Source organism: Actinoallomurus rhizosphaericola (assembly GCF_024055675.1).
Taxonomy (GTDB): Bacteria; Actinomycetota; Actinomycetes; order Streptosporangiales; family Streptosporangiaceae; genus Actinoallomurus; species Actinoallomurus soli.
In genome coordinates this window covers 229,608-242,965 of the sequence record NZ_JAMXMW010000006.1, presented here as the reverse complement: position 1 = coordinate 242,965, position 13,358 = coordinate 229,608, and the positions used below count along the sequence as shown (strand labels likewise).

The window sequence follows — 13,358 nt, the reverse complement described above, 5'->3', positions numbered from 1 at the left end:
TTCGACCGGTGAGTCTGGAGCCATGGACATCACCGGAAACACCATCTTCATCCCCGGCTCCACCAGCGGCATCGGTCTCGCCCTCGCCCTCGAACTCCAGGCCAAGCGCAACACCGTCATCGTCGGCGGCCGCCGTACCGAACTGCTGGAACAGATCGCCGCCGAGCACCCCGGCATCGACACCGTGCAGATCGACACGGCGGACGCCGCGAGCATCGAGGCCGCCGCGAAGCAGGTCCTGGCCAGGCACCCGGACCTGAACGTCCTCATCGCGATGGCCGGCATCATGAAGATCGAGGACTGGCACCGGCCCGAGTCGTTCCTGGCCTCGGCCGAGTCCGTCGTGACGACCAACGTGCTCGGCCCGATCCGGCTGATCGCCGCGTTCATCGAGCACCTGCAGGCTCAGCCGGACGCCACGATCGTCACCGTCTCCTCGGGTCTGGCGTTCACGCCGCTCAAGGTCACGCCGAGCTACAACGCGTCCAAGGCCGCCATCCACATGCTGAGCGAGTCGATCCGGCTGCAGCTCGCCGACACGAGCGTGAAGATCGTGGAGCTCGAGCCGCCGGCCGTCCGCACCTCGCTGCTGCCGGGCCAGGAGGAGAGCGAGTTCGCGATGCCGCTCGACGAGTTCGTGACGGAGGTCATGGAGCTGCTCGAGACCCGGCCCGACGCGAAGGAGATCCAGGTCGAGCGCGTGAAGTTCCTGCGCTACGGGGAGGCCCGCGGCGACTACGACCAGGTCGTCGCCACGCTCAACTCCTCCGACCCGCACGGAAAATGACCGACGCGCGCCGCCGACGCCGAGAAGGGCACTCCGTGTTCGACGCCGGCGGCGCTCTCCCCTCAGGTCGCCTCGGCGCTGAGGGTCTGCGCGACGGATCGGCGGGCTGCGATGCGGGCGGGTATGGCGGTGAGCGCGGCTGTCGCCGGTAGGGCGGCGAGTGCGGCGGTGAGCAGCGACCACGCGGGCGGCCAGGTCACGTTCCCCGCGGTGAACGGCAGGCACAGGATGATGCCCAGGGGGATGCCGGCGAGCGCGCCGGGCAGGGTCGGCAGTAGTTGCGCGACCGAGAGTCCGGCGGTGATCTGTCCGGGGGTGGCGCCGAGGGTGCGTGCGATGGCCATGGTGGGGCGGGCTTCTTGTGCCGTGGTCCACGTGATGGTGATGGTGTTGATGACGGCGAGGGTGATCAGCGCGGCGGTGACGGCCAGCATCAGGTGTCGTCCTTGGGCGTCCTTCAGGTTGGTCAGGCTGGGAGAGCCGTCCAGGCCGTAGCCCCTGGCGGGCTGGGCGTATTCCATGAGCAGCGCGGTGATCGTGGTCAGTGCGGCCGTCATGGTGCACGCGTGCAGGAACGCGCGGCCGGGTCGGCGGGCGATCAGGCGGAGCCCGAGCAGGAGCGGGGTCGGCAGCAGTGCGGAGATCCTGGTCAGGTGGGCTCGGTGTTGGGGCTGGTGGGCGGTGTCGGCCAGTGCGGTGACGGTTTCGGTGCGCAGGGCCCGGATGGTCGGGCCGAGGGTGGTGAGGGCCGCCACGGCCAAGGCGATGATGGTCGTGACGGCGATGGTGGTGCCGGTCGGTCCGGTGGCGGCGGTGATGAGGCTGGCGGTGGGGTTGATGATGGTGGGCTCGGTCAGCCGTGCGACGGTCAGCCCCAGTGCGTCGGCGAGGAGCACCAGGGTCAGGTATTCGGCGAGCAGGACGGCGGCGATGAGGCCGGGTGTGGCGCCGACGGCCTTGAGCAGTCCCACCCGGCGGGTCTGCCTGGCGGCGCGTCCGGCGGCCAGCGTGGCCACGCCGGCGATGGCCAGGAAACAGAGCAGCCAGCTGCCGATGACCAGGATCGGCTGGCCGTCCTTGAGCATGACCGAGTCTTGGACGGCCATGTCTTGCCAGGTGACGAAGTGCGTGGTGGCCTGGGTGGGATCCACGGACGCCCGGTGTGAGTCCAGGAACGCTCCGGTCGCGGCGGGGTCACGCAACTTCAGGTAGATGGCGGAGGTCACCGACATATGCGGGGAGACCAGCGCTCGAGTGTCCGGCTCGTTCAGCCAGACCAGACCGCTGTAGTCGCTCAGCCCGTCGACCCCCATCTGCGCGAACGGGTAGACGGTGTAAGCCGCGGTCACGGCGATCCCGACGAGCGGAAGCGAGTGGCCGGCGACGGTGACATGGTCGCCGACGTGGACGCCCAGAGCGTTGGCGAAGCCGCGTTCGATCACGACGCCTCCGGGGCGTACCCAGGTGCCCGAGGTGACCAAGGGACGGTCGGTCGGGCCGGGTGTGGCATCGGCGGCCTGCATCACCACGTTCGCCGTGGCGCCGTGCGCCGTGAGGGTCGTGTAGAACTGGCGGTACGGTCCGCTGTGGGCGACGACTTCGGGCGCGTGCGCCAACGAAGTCAGGGCCGACGTCGCGGTTCGGCCGGTGCCTGGGGAGAACGCCACGAAGTCCGGACCTGCGGTGGCGGCACGGGTCTGCCGGTAGAGCGTTTCGGTCGCGCCGTTCAGCGACATGCCCACGCTCAGCATGGCGGTGGCGGCGGTGATCGAGACCAGGAGCATCACCGCCTGGCCGGGATGGCGGCGCACGTCGGCCAGAACGAGACGGAACACGAGCAGGATGCGGCCCACGGCCGTCAGCCCTCCGACCCGAACGGGCCGTCGAGGCGCCCGGTGCCGCCTGCCGGCCGGGTGTCGTCGACGAACATCCCGTCGCGCATCGAGATCACCCGGTCCGCGGTGGCCGCGACCCGCCCGTCATGCGTGACGACCACGAGGGTCTGCCCTGCGGCACGCAGGTCCGCGAAGATCCGCAGCACATCGAGCGTCGCCGCGGTGTCCAGGTTCCCGGTCGGCTCGTCGGCCAGCAGGACCGGCGGCTCGTTGGCGAGGGCCCGGGCGATGGCCACCCGCTGACGCTGTCCTCCCGACAGTTGCCCGGGCAGATGCCGGGCGCGGTCGGCGAGCCCGAACCGCTCCAGCAGGAGGGCCGCGCGGCGCCTGGCCGCGCGCGCCGAGCGCCCGGCCAACAGCGCGGGCAGTTCCACGTTCTCCGCCGCCGACAACTCCTCCACCAGATGGAAGGCCTGGAAGACGAACCCCACCGACCGGCGCCGCAGCCGGGCCAGACCCCGCTCACTCGCGGTGTCGATGCGCCGGCTGGCCAGCCACACCTGTCCATCGGTGGGCCGCTCCAGGCCCCCCAGCAGATGCAGCAGTGTGGATTTCCCGCAGCCGCTGGGCCCCATCACCGCCAGCATCTGCCCCGCCGGAACGTACAGGTCGACTCCGCCGACCGCGCGAACCAAGCTCTGTCCCTGGCCATGCTCCTTGAACAGGCCGCACACCTGCAGCACACCGCCGAACTCGTTCATCCGCCCTCACGTTCGTTGTCGATCCGTGCGGGTTCGGCGGCCGGGCCGGCCGCAGGAGCCTCCTCGACCTGGCGGATGAGCTGTTTGAGCTGGGCGATCTCGTCGTACAGCGCTTTCTTGCCGGCTGCGGTCAGAGCGATCCACGTACGGCCGCGTCTGCCCTCGTAGCCTTTCTCGATCTCCACCAGCCCGGCCTTCTCCAGCACGGTCAGATGCTGGGACAGATTGCCGGCGGTCAGGTCCAACGTGGTCCGCAGAAAGCCGAACTCCACTCGCCGTGCCTCGTGGGTGACGGTGAGGATGCCCAGCCGGATGCGCTGGTGAACGACGTCGTCGAGTGCGTTCGCCGGATGGGTCATGCCCTGCGCCGCCGTTCGGCCAGGGCGAAGCCCACGCCGCCGAGGAGCAGCACACCGCCGGCGACGACCAGGCCCGGCAGGAAGTTCCACGTCGGGGCGAGGTCGAAGCGGATGTGCAGCCCCAGGCTCCGCGTTCCCATCCCACACGTCAGGACCGCGATCACCAGATAACCGATGGCGAACGCCAAGAGCGGCCGGTTGCCCTCCACCCGGGCCAGCACGAACAGCGCCAGGCCGATGGAGATCAGCGGTACCAGCCCGACGGCGACCGGACCGCCCGGAGAGTATTCCTCCAGGCCGAGTTGCCGAGCCCAGGCGGAGGCGATGCCGAAGACCAGTCCGGCGGCGATTCCCGCGCCCACGTACGGCAGGATGCGGGCGCCGACCCCGCGGCTGCGCGCCCGGTAGACGTAGAAGGCGGCGATCGCCGCGTACGCCATGACCAGGGCGAGGAGCCAGTAGACGCCGGCGGGCCACCCGACGACCTGGGTGCAGGCGCCGCCGCTGATGATCTCGACGCCGCCGCGGGCGCCCCGGGTCGGGTCGCAGGTGACGGCGTGCCGGCCCAAGCGGTAGAAGGGCGCGGCCGCGAGGACCACCAGGCCGAGCAGCACGAGCGGGAACCAGGTGCCGCGCTGCGCACGGCGTACGCGCCGGGCCAGTTGCCGGGTGGTCGAGAGCACCTCTCGGGCGATGTCCGCGGCGGCGGCCGCTTCGTCTGTCATGGCAGCAGGTTTCCATTACAAACCGATCTCCGCAACAGACTTCCTCAGACGTGTGACGGGCCCGGGGAGCGGGTGCCGTCGTCGGTCCCGATCAGTCGATACCGAGGGACTGCTCTGCGAAGACCCAATTGCCCGCTATGACACCTTGTGCCGCGGTGAGGTTGACGGTCCCGGCACAGACCGCCCGGAATATGTCCTGATCCACTTTTTTCTTCCGCGCCGCGGTCTCGGGCCAGGGGATGGGCCAGAGATTCCGCAGGTCGTTGGCGCCACCCAGCGACAAGGGCACGAGCCAGTCCAGCCGCCAGTGCACTGGAGGACCCAGGCGGAACTCCTCCCGCACCCGGCGCGTCGCCTCTTCGAGCTCAGAGGTGGGTGGTCGCATACGGCGCTCGTAGGCCGGGTCGCACCCGGTCGTCGGGTAGTTCGACTCGTTCACGCCGGAGGTGACCATGCCCGGCACGCACAGCCAGATGGGGTACTGGTCCGGTGGCATCCCCTCGAGCGAGCATCCCCCCGGCGGTAACTGCTGGGGGTAGGAGACATGGCGGGAAGGGACGATCGTGACCAGGCTCTGGTAGGTACGCCGCGGTGATGAGGTATCGACGCGGCCGCCTGCACCAGGACTCGAACATGCCGCCATGCCCGGGAGAACCAGCATGGCGACCAAGGCCGAGCGACCGCGACGGCGTCTCACTCCTGTCATGGACCGGCCGCTCGCCGGGCGCAACGCCTTCCACTGATGCCGGCTCATCCTTCGATGATCTCGCCGCGTCCAGGGGTGTGGCTATCGCTTCCGCGATGTCCTCGGAGATTGCGGCACTCGGTGCGCGCCATCGTTCTGGACGAAGACGCCGCATCCTGTTGTGCCGGTTCACCCTGCCGCAGACGACGGGGACCGTCGTGTGGGCGGCTCCCGGTGGGGGCGTCGAAACCGGTGAGCCGGCGCTCGCCGCACTGCGCCGGGAACTGCTCGAAGAGGTAGGTCTCGTCATCGACGCCGACCCGCCGCACGTAGGGCGTCAAAGAGTCGAGGGGACCGACCACGCGCCGGGCTATGACGGCGTCGTGAACGACTACTTCCTCGTCCGTACCGAGTGATTCCGGCCGCGTGGCATGCTGTCCGACGACGAACTCGCCGATGAGAACGTCAGCGGGTTCCGGGGGTGGTCATTCCGGGAGGTCGCGGCTCATCGCGGTTCAGCAGTCCTTCGGAGAACCTCCGGCGATGCGTTCGAGGCGTCGACCTCGGTCGTGGCCCGAGGGGTGGATGCCATGATCGGCAGGTTGTTCGAGGATCTGCCGCAGTGTCGTGTGGGCGTACAAGAGGGTTCTGCGAATGGATGTACTCGACGTCTTGGTCGAGTTCGGATCGACCGGCAGGGTCGGGTCGCTTCACCTCGGTGCCGGCCTTCACGAATTGGCCGCCGTCTACGGGATGCCATGGGACATCGGGCGGATCGACGAGCGCCACGGGTGGCCGTGCCTGTACTCCTACGGCGACGTAGAGTTCGTGATGTGCCGCTGCCGCATCGTCGCATCCATCACGGTGCAGACCTGGCGCGGAACCCTGGAACTGCCCGGGGAGGGAGCGGACACCAGCGCGGTCACGCTGCCCGCGCTGGTGACCTACAGCCAGTTGAGCGGTCTCGGACGCGGCTCTAGCTGCTCGCCGTATCCTCGAGCTCCTGCCAGGTGACCACCCGCACCTCCACGCACTCGGTAAACCAAGGATCACTGTGCGTGCTCTTGCGCCACTGATTCATGATCGGATCCCTTCGTCGCCGGCTTTCGACTCCGGATACCCGCCCTACCAGCGCGATTACCCCCAAAGCAGGCAAAGACCGTCTCGGGGATGGCCCTAAGTCATAAGGCACGGCGCGCCCATCAAGCGGATCGCGCGACTGGTCGGTCACGCCAAACGACCGCGACTACCGAGGCCGTCTAACGGCAGGAGCTCCGCCCGGTCATCACAGGAGAAGCCGAGATCATCGGCAAGGCGTTCGGATCGAAGTCGGCCTGGCCAGAGGCGATAGGCGGCCTCTTAGGCGGCCGAACATGGACAGAGGCCCTGTACCGTCGCGGTACAGGGCCTCTGGGCTGGTCGGGGTGGCGAGATTTGAACCCACGACCTCTTCGTCCCGAACTCTCGGCAAAGCCATAGCCAGCGCTGGCATGTCCTGTCCCGATATGTGGTGACGTACGGCCGTGGCTGGTGCTGTGTTGCGGCGTTGCTGTACTTGCGTGCTGTACGAGCGTCATTCCGATGCGCGGCGAGAACCGCCGTGATCAGAGGACAAGCCGACCCGGACCGCAGGAGCCGCTAGGCTGCGAGGACCGGAAGCGGCGCGTCAGCCATTCTCTTTCTGCTTGAACCGAATCAGCACTGCAGCCAGGTTGTTCCGGCTGGCCAAGGTGTTCGGGTGCTCTGGCCCCAACACCCGAATACGGGCATCTAGGACGGCGCGGTGTTCGGCCTCGGCCTCTTCCAGCCGCCCCAGTTCAGACAGCACCAAAGCCAGGTTGCCCCGGCTGGTCAAGGTGTTCGGGTGCTCTGGCCCCAACACCCGAATACACGCCTCCAACTCGGCACGGTGTTCGGCCTCGGCCTCCTCCAACCGTCCCAGTTCAGACAGCACCAAAGCCAGGTTGTTCCGGCTGGTCAAGGTGTCCGGGTGCTCTGGCCCCAACACCCGAATACGGGCATTTAGGACGGCGCGGTGTTCGGCCTCGGCCTCTTCCAGCCGCCCCAGTTCAGACAGCACCACAGCCAGGTTGCCCCGGCTGGTCAAGGTGTTCGGGTGCTCTGGCCCCAACACCCGAATACGGGCATCTAGGACGGCGCGGTGTTCGGCCTCGGCCTCTTCCAACCGTCCCAGATCAGACAGCGCCAAAGCCAGGTTGTTCTGGCTGGTCAAGGTGTCCGGGTGATCGGGTCCGAGTTGTTCGGTGTTTGCGGTCAGGGCTTGGCGGCTGGCCTTTTCCGCGAGTTGATAGCGCCCTTGCGCGTGGGCGGTGCCGGCGATGGTGCGGGCGTCGACGGGGCTTGCGTAAGTGAGTGTGGCAGTGACGATGTGGTCGGGGACATGGTCGCCGGGCGGAGTATGGCGCTGGGTGATGTCGGTGAGGTAGTCGAACACCTCCACGGTTCCGCTTTCGGTGTCCTGGAGGAGCGCGTTGCCATTGTCCCGAACTCTCGTCGCCCACTCCCACGCCTTCTCGATAGCTTCGGGGCGCAGCCGCGTGCCGCCTTTTTCAGCGAGGTAGTGGGTGTGGATTTCTTCAAGCAGTGCACGAGGTAGAGGGTCGGTGTATCCAGCGCGACGGCAATCGACGGCGGCGGCGATCAGCGCGGCGCCTCGGGGATGGGTGCCCTTTGCCCAACCGTTCTCCCATTCGGCGAGGAACTGCGGACCGCAGGCAAGGTATTCGGGGATTCCGTATGCGTCGGCATGGGTGAGGGCGTCGCTGATCCGCGGATCCTCGGTAGCCAGGTCTTCGGCGCGGATGCGTTCTGCGGGCGTGAACGACAGTCCGACATGGATGCGGTGGGCCTGGTCCAAGACTTGATGGACATCTTGCTGAAGCTGACGGGCGTCCCCGTCCCCTAGTTCGCCGGCATCGCGGTATCGGGCCTCTTCGGTCGCACGCAGCGTGGCGACGATCACGCGATGGTTATTCCCAGCCAGCAGCCCGGCAACGGCGGTGCGGGTAAGGCCTTCAGCGCCGAGATATCTCTCCAGATCGTTGAGCCACAGCACACACCGTCGATGAAGCGCCGCCTCACTCAGCACGGCGGGCAACGCTTTCCGGTCGGTGGGGGCGATCAACACATGATCAGGCAGTTCCGCAACGATCGCCTCGAACGCAGCCCGCGACTTCCCGGCCGCGGAGTCGCCGACCAGCAACACGAAACCACTGCGGGCGATCGTCTGCCGTATCTCCTCATCGATGTCGCGGGGAACGTACACCGGTACCCGCTCGGCCATCGCCGACGCGGCACCGTGGCCGTATCGGCGTAGTGCCGGGGCTGGATGGATCCCAAGCCGGATCGGGTCGGTGACATCACGCACCCGCAAGGCTCTGCCACCCGTGGTGATGCTGCCCGCAGCGAGTGCTTTGGACTGTTCATCGCGGCGCGTGATGAGACTCTTGAAACGTTCCTGCGCTGGGCCGGCGAACACCCCCGCCACCGCAGCAGTGGCGGCCCCCAGCGCGAGTAACCGCCAGTCTTTAACCCCCGCCGCCGTCATCACGGCCGGAACAGCCACAAACAAGGCCGCTACGACAGCCCAAATACCGCCCCGCCCAAACCAGTCCTGCCGACCCAATGCGCACCCCGTTCTAACCCGCCTCGACGATCCAGGCTGCCACCCGACACACCGCAAAACCAGACAGAAGCGCAATCGTGACCCCGGCAGATGACGATCGCCCAGCCGGAATGGTCTGCTTCCCCGGATTCATGGCGCCTCCACGCGAGTGGGGCGGCCGCCCGGTTCGGGCCGGGATCGGCCCGCAGAGGCCGCAGGCCCGGCCCGAGGGCCGGGCGGCCGCCGGCGGCCCGGCGTAGCCGGGGCGCCCTTGAAGACGTAAAGAAAGTCCTCATCCGGCAGGTCTGGCCGTCTTTCGCCCCTGGAGCGCTGGTGTCTCGTCTGGTGCTCGCGGCGGTGTCTCGCTGTCTCCTGGTCAGTCGGTAGCGGGCTGCCGCCTGGTGAGGTGCGGGATGAGTTCGGCCATGTCTGTGATGACGGCGTCGGCTCCGGCGGTGGTGAAGCGTTCGAGCTTGCCGGGCTTGTTGGCGTAGCCGATGCTGAGCGTTCCGGCGTTGTGTGCTCCCTGGATGTCGCTGAGGGAGTAGCCGATCAAAACACAGTCGGCGGGTGCCGCGTCCAGTTCCTTGGCGGCCTGGCCGATGAGGTGGGGGTCGGGTTTGAGCAGCCGGGGGTCTGGTTCGGTGCGGCCGATGATGGCGGTGAACATCGGTGCGAGGCCGGCGGTCGTGAGGTAGCGCGCGACTGTTTCGCGGGAGTTGTTGCTCACGGCGGCGATGGCGCGTCCGTCGTTGCGGGCGGTCTCGATGACCTGTCGGGCGTGTGGGGTGGCGTCGGCTACCTCGACGGCGCGAAGTTCCATGGCGCGCAGCTCGGCCGCGACGGTCCGGGTGAGGTCCGGGCTGATGGTCGCGGCGTAGCGCAACACGTCGAACGGATCACCGGAGGCTGCGGCGTCCCCCGTGATCTCGATGCCTTCTCCCGTGACCAGGTCGCGTAGGTGGGCGGCGATGGTGGGGGCGGGCAGTCCGGAGAAGATCCCGCAGATCGGGCCGTCGAAGTCGAACAGCAGATGCCGGCTGCGGGCCAGGACGTCGGCCAGGGCAGTGCGGGGCGGGGTCGTTGCTACTAAGTCGCCGGTCCTGGCCGAGTACCTGGCGTACTGGCTTCGGGAGGTCGTCAAGGAACCGGACTACGCGCCGTTGACCTGCGCGACGTACGAGACCCTGACGCGCCTCTACATCCTGCCGGGCCTGGGCAAGAAGCGGCTCGACAAGCTCGCCGTGCGGGACGTGCGGGCCTGGCTGAACACGCTTCGGGAGACCTGCCAGTGCTGCGCCCAGGGCAAGGACGCCCGGCGACCGGAGAAGAAGCGGCGCTGCTGCGCGCGGGGTAAGCGGTACTGCTCTGCCAACAGATCGCCTCCGGCCGGACCATCCGGGATGCCTGGACGGTGCTGTGCAGTGCGCTGACGAACGCGGTCACTGAGGAGCTGATCGCCAAGAACGTGGCCGGCCTGCTCAAGGTCTCCAAGCCGCGCAAGCGCAAGGTGAAGCCCTGGACGGTCGACGAGGCGCGCCGTTTCCTGGAGTCGGCGAAGCGGGACGGTGATCCGCTCTACGCGGCGTACGTCCTGATCCTCATTCTGGGTCTCCGCGAGGGTGAGGTCATCGGGCTTCCGTGGAGTGCCGTCAACCTCGACGCCGGTGAGTTGGACATCATGTGGCAGCTCCAGCGGGTTCGGGGACAGCTCCTTCACCGTGAGACCAAGACCGAAGCCTCGGACGCGACGCTGCCCCTCCCGGAGATCTGCGTGGCCGCGTTGCGTGCCCGGCGGAAGGACCAGGAGCAGAGCAAGGCCGCGGTGGGGGAGGAGTGGACAGAGTCGGGTCTCGTCTTCACCACCCGGAACGGGACGGCGTTCGAGCCGCGCAACTTCAACCGCCGGTTCGAGACGAGGTGCGACAGAGCGGGCGTTCGCCGGATCACCGTTCACGACACTCGGCACACCTGCGCCACGCTGCTCGCTGCGCTCGACGTACATCCCCGCGTCGCCATGCACATCTTGCGGCACGCTCAGATCGACGTGACCATGAACGTCTACACCGAGGTCTCCGACAGCAAGACGCTCAAGGCGCTGAAGCGTCTCGGCAAGCAACTCGATTCGTAGGCGTTGCTCTACTTGGTGAAGGTGAACCGACGAGGTTCGCGCCGTGTGTTCGACGTAGTTCAACTCGATCTCGGTATCCGTGCAGCGTCGCAGCAGACCCTCGATCACCGCCGCGACCTCAGATGACGAACAGCTCTCGAGCTAGGAGTAGATACAGACATTCGTGCGCTCCACGTGCCAGTAGATCATCACGCCGGAAGCGGAAGCGCGCAGGTTCCGGAGATCCTGGATGGCCTGGGATCGGAACCTGCGCGCTCTTCGTGGATGGGCCTTGGCTCGCGGTTGGGTTCGGCCGGTGTCAGCCGGCAGGCCACGTTTCATCGAACCAGGCGATGAAGTTCTTAACGGTGCCGATCTTGGCGATCCGTTCGTGAATAGCGCGCTGGTCGTGGCCGGGGAGGAAATCGCCTCGTGTTATAGGGGTGCCGCAGTCGCAGGCGCAGACACGCTGGTCGAGAGGCGAGGAGAAGTAGGTGATGGGGTTTTGCTGTTTGCCGTTGGGGGCTCGTTTGCCGATGTAGTGGTCGTAGACGGGATCGCCGGGCTGTAGGAGCCGGCCGATGAAGGCACGGCGTCCGTCATTGGTGGGCTCGATCTCATCGATCTCGATGGCCCCGCGGATGCGGCCGTCACCGCTGATGACGGCGTACCGTTCTTGATCGGCCTTCGTACCCATGACCCAGGTGCCGCGAGCGGTCGCGAAGAGCTGTTCGCCTGTCAAGCCTTCTTCCCAGCCGATCTGCGAACGCTGGAGAGGATCACTGTCGGGGTCGACGGGCTTCTTCTTGCCGAGCGTGATCTGAATCATCACACCTCCAGAGACCTTGCTTGGCCGGGGTTGGCAGGTCTAACGGTATTGGATGAATCGATACCTGGCAACCCCTGTAGATAAGGGTCTAAAAGTATGCTTGGCGCGCTCGACGTCCCCTGGGGCGCCCTGCACCCCTTGACGCGCTCAGATCGACGTGACCATGAACGTCTACACCGAGGTGTCCGACGGCAAGACGCTCAAGGCGTTGAAGCGTCTCGGCAAGCAACTCGATTCGTAGGCGCTGCTGTAACTCGGTGAAGGGGAGAACCATCGTTACGCAGGGGTCCCCGACGGGGCTCCGTAAGTCAACTTACGGAGCCTTGTGCTTCCCGAGCGTTGGAGCGTCTTGGCAAGCAGCTCGCTCGTAGGCGTTGCTGTACTTCGCTGCTGTACGCCAGCAAGAAGGGCCACTCGCGATGATCGCGAGTGGCCCTTGACCTGTGTCGGGGTGGCGGGATTTGAACCCACGACCTCTTCGTCCCGAACGAAGCGCGCTGCCAAGCTGCGCTACACCCCGGTGGCTGCAGGTCGTCTTTCAACGCCTGCGCCTCGACGAGTCTAGCGGACTTTTGACCCTCCCCGCGCCATGGTTACCGCCGAACCGGCCTTTGATCCCTGGCGGATGCCGACCCTAGGGCGCAGTGGGTGCCAGGGATCAAGGCCGAAGCGCCGCTCAGGACGCCGGGACCAACGTCAACAGCGAGGCCTCCGGGGGGCAGCAGAAGCGGACCGGGGCGTACGGGGAGGTGCCCAGGCCGGCGGAGACGTGCAGCCAGGCGTCACCGTGCCGGCTGAGGCCCTTCACACGGGCCCGGTCGATGCCGCAGTTGGTGACCAGGGCGCCGTACAACGGGACGCAGAGCTGGCCGCCGTGGGTGTGGCCGGCCAGGAGCAGCTGGTAGCCGTCGGCGACGAAGCGGTCGAGGTTGCGCGGCTCGGGCGAGTGCATGACGCCGATGCTGAGCGGGCCCTGGGCCGGGCCGGCGATCTCGTCGTACCGGTCCCTGTTGATGTGGGAGTCGTTGATGCCGCCGAGCCAGATCTCGGTGTCGCCCGCCTTGATCGTGCCGGTCGCGTTGTTGAGGTCGAGCCAGCCGGCGGCGGTCATCGCGGCGCCGAGCTCACGGTACGGCAGGTCGGGGACGGTCCGCCGCTTGCTGTAGTCCTTCTGGCTCGTGCGCCAGAGGTAGCGGGCGGGGTTCTTCGGGACCGGGGAGTACATGTCGTTCGAGCCGTACACGAAGACGCCCGGACGGTCCAGCAGCGGCCCGAGCAGGTCGAGGAACGGGCCGATGGCGTCGCGGTGCGAGATCGAGTCGCCGGTGTTGACGACCAGGTCGGGCTCGAGGGCGTCGAGCGCGCTGACCCATTTGATCAGCCGACGGCGGCCCGGCGTCAGGTGCGTGTCGGAGATGTGCAGGATCTTGATGGGCCGCTGGCCGGGGGCGAGCACCGGCACGTCGTAGCGGCGGAGCCGGAACCAGTTGCGCTCGATGACCGACGCGTAACCGATGCCGGCGACCCCGGTGCCGAGGACGCCCAGGGGGATCGCGTATCTCTTTCGCACCCTCCCCATCGTGCCAGAACGACGCACCGATTATTGCCGGGCGCCGAAGCCCGTACGCAGGGCAAGATTGTT

Annotated in this window: 14 protein-coding genes and 1 tRNA gene; 5 read left to right on the top strand and 10 right to left on the bottom strand. The window is 67.5% G+C overall.

Translation table 11 applies throughout. The features are described 5' to 3' along the window. Positions 1–22: 22 nt before the first annotated feature. Positions 23–787, top strand: coding sequence for an SDR family oxidoreductase (locus tag NE234_RS16570; RefSeq protein WP_252781177.1), 765 nt, complete (start codon positions 23–25; stop codon positions 785–787). Positions 788–849: 62 nt separating this feature from the next. Here the strand turns inward: NE234_RS16570 and NE234_RS16565 are convergent, their stop codons facing one another. From NE234_RS16565 to NE234_RS16545, 5 genes are all read right to left on the bottom strand, one after another. Next, complete coding sequence (locus NE234_RS16565; RefSeq protein ID WP_252781176.1) at positions 850–2,640, bottom strand: ABC transporter permease; 1,791 nt, start codon at positions 2,638–2,640, stop codon at positions 850–852. A gap of 5 nt (positions 2,641–2,645) precedes the next feature. After that, the gene (locus tag NE234_RS16560) at positions 2,646–3,383 is read right to left on the bottom strand and encodes an ABC transporter ATP-binding protein (protein WP_252781175.1); all 738 of its coding nucleotides are present in this window, start codon (positions 3,381–3,383) and stop codon (positions 2,646–2,648) included. Beyond that, entirely contained in the window at positions 3,380–3,742 is a 363-nt protein-coding gene (locus NE234_RS16555; protein WP_252781174.1) for a transcriptional regulator, read from the bottom strand. Before NE234_RS16555 ends, NE234_RS16560 begins: the two co-directional genes overlap by 4 nt. Continuing rightward, a complete protein-coding gene (locus tag NE234_RS16550; RefSeq protein ID WP_252781173.1) occupies positions 3,739–4,467 on the bottom strand; it encodes a hypothetical protein in 729 nt (242 codons plus the stop codon). Before NE234_RS16550 ends, NE234_RS16555 begins: the two co-directional genes overlap by 4 nt. A 91-nt stretch (positions 4,468–4,558) precedes the next feature. Further along, a complete protein-coding gene (locus NE234_RS16545) occupies positions 4,559–4,963 on the bottom strand; it encodes a hypothetical protein (RefSeq protein WP_252781172.1) in 405 nt (134 codons plus the stop codon). Between the two features lie 305 nt (positions 4,964–5,268). Here NE234_RS16545 and NE234_RS16540 point away from each other — a divergent pair, with 305 nt between their 5' ends. Both NE234_RS16540 and NE234_RS16535 read left to right on the top strand, forming a co-directional pair. Beyond that, the gene (locus NE234_RS16540; RefSeq protein ID WP_252781171.1) at positions 5,269–5,568 is read left to right on the top strand and encodes an NUDIX domain-containing protein; all 300 of its coding nucleotides are present in this window, start codon (positions 5,269–5,271) and stop codon (positions 5,566–5,568) included. 238 nt (positions 5,569–5,806) lie between these two features. Further along, complete coding sequence (locus NE234_RS16535; protein ID WP_252781170.1) at positions 5,807–6,166, top strand: hypothetical protein; 360 nt, start codon at positions 5,807–5,809, stop codon at positions 6,164–6,166. A gap of 652 nt (positions 6,167–6,818) precedes the next feature. Here the strand turns inward: NE234_RS16535 and NE234_RS16530 are convergent. Together NE234_RS16530 and NE234_RS16525 are read right to left on the bottom strand one after the other, a co-directional pair. Further along, entirely contained in the window at positions 6,819–8,738 is a 1,920-nt protein-coding gene (locus tag NE234_RS16530) for a tetratricopeptide repeat protein (protein ID WP_252781326.1), read from the bottom strand. A 415-nt stretch (positions 8,739–9,153) separates the two neighbouring features. Further along, positions 9,154–9,921: an HAD family hydrolase gene (locus NE234_RS16525; protein ID WP_252781169.1), complete on the bottom strand. Its 768-nt coding sequence runs from the start codon at positions 9,919–9,921 to the stop codon at positions 9,154–9,156. Positions 9,922–9,940: 19 nt separating this feature from the next. Between NE234_RS16525 and NE234_RS16520 the strand changes: the two genes are divergently transcribed. Next, the gene (locus NE234_RS16520; RefSeq protein ID WP_252781168.1) at positions 9,941–10,210 is read left to right on the top strand and encodes an N-terminal phage integrase SAM-like domain-containing protein; all 270 of its coding nucleotides are present in this window, start codon (positions 9,941–9,943) and stop codon (positions 10,208–10,210) included. Next, on the top strand, positions 10,192–10,908 hold the full coding sequence (locus NE234_RS16515; protein WP_252781167.1) for a site-specific integrase: 717 nt from the start codon (positions 10,192–10,194) through the stop codon (positions 10,906–10,908). Before NE234_RS16520 ends, NE234_RS16515 begins: the two co-directional genes overlap by 19 nt. Before the next feature lie 298 nt (positions 10,909–11,206). On the opposite strand, the gene NE234_RS16505 is transcribed toward NE234_RS16515, so the two are convergent. From NE234_RS16505 to NE234_RS16495, 3 genes are all read right to left on the bottom strand, one after another. Next, on the bottom strand, positions 11,207–11,716 hold the full coding sequence (locus NE234_RS16505) for a hypothetical protein (RefSeq protein WP_252781166.1): 510 nt from the start codon (positions 11,714–11,716) through the stop codon (positions 11,207–11,209). Between the two features lie 446 nt (positions 11,717–12,162). Further along, positions 12,163–12,236 (bottom strand) — tRNA-Pro (locus tag NE234_RS16500). 156 nt (positions 12,237–12,392) lie between these two features. After that, complete coding sequence (locus NE234_RS16495) at positions 12,393–13,295, bottom strand: metallophosphoesterase (protein WP_252781165.1); 903 nt, start codon at positions 13,293–13,295, stop codon at positions 12,393–12,395. Positions 13,296–13,358: the final 63 nt, after the last annotated feature.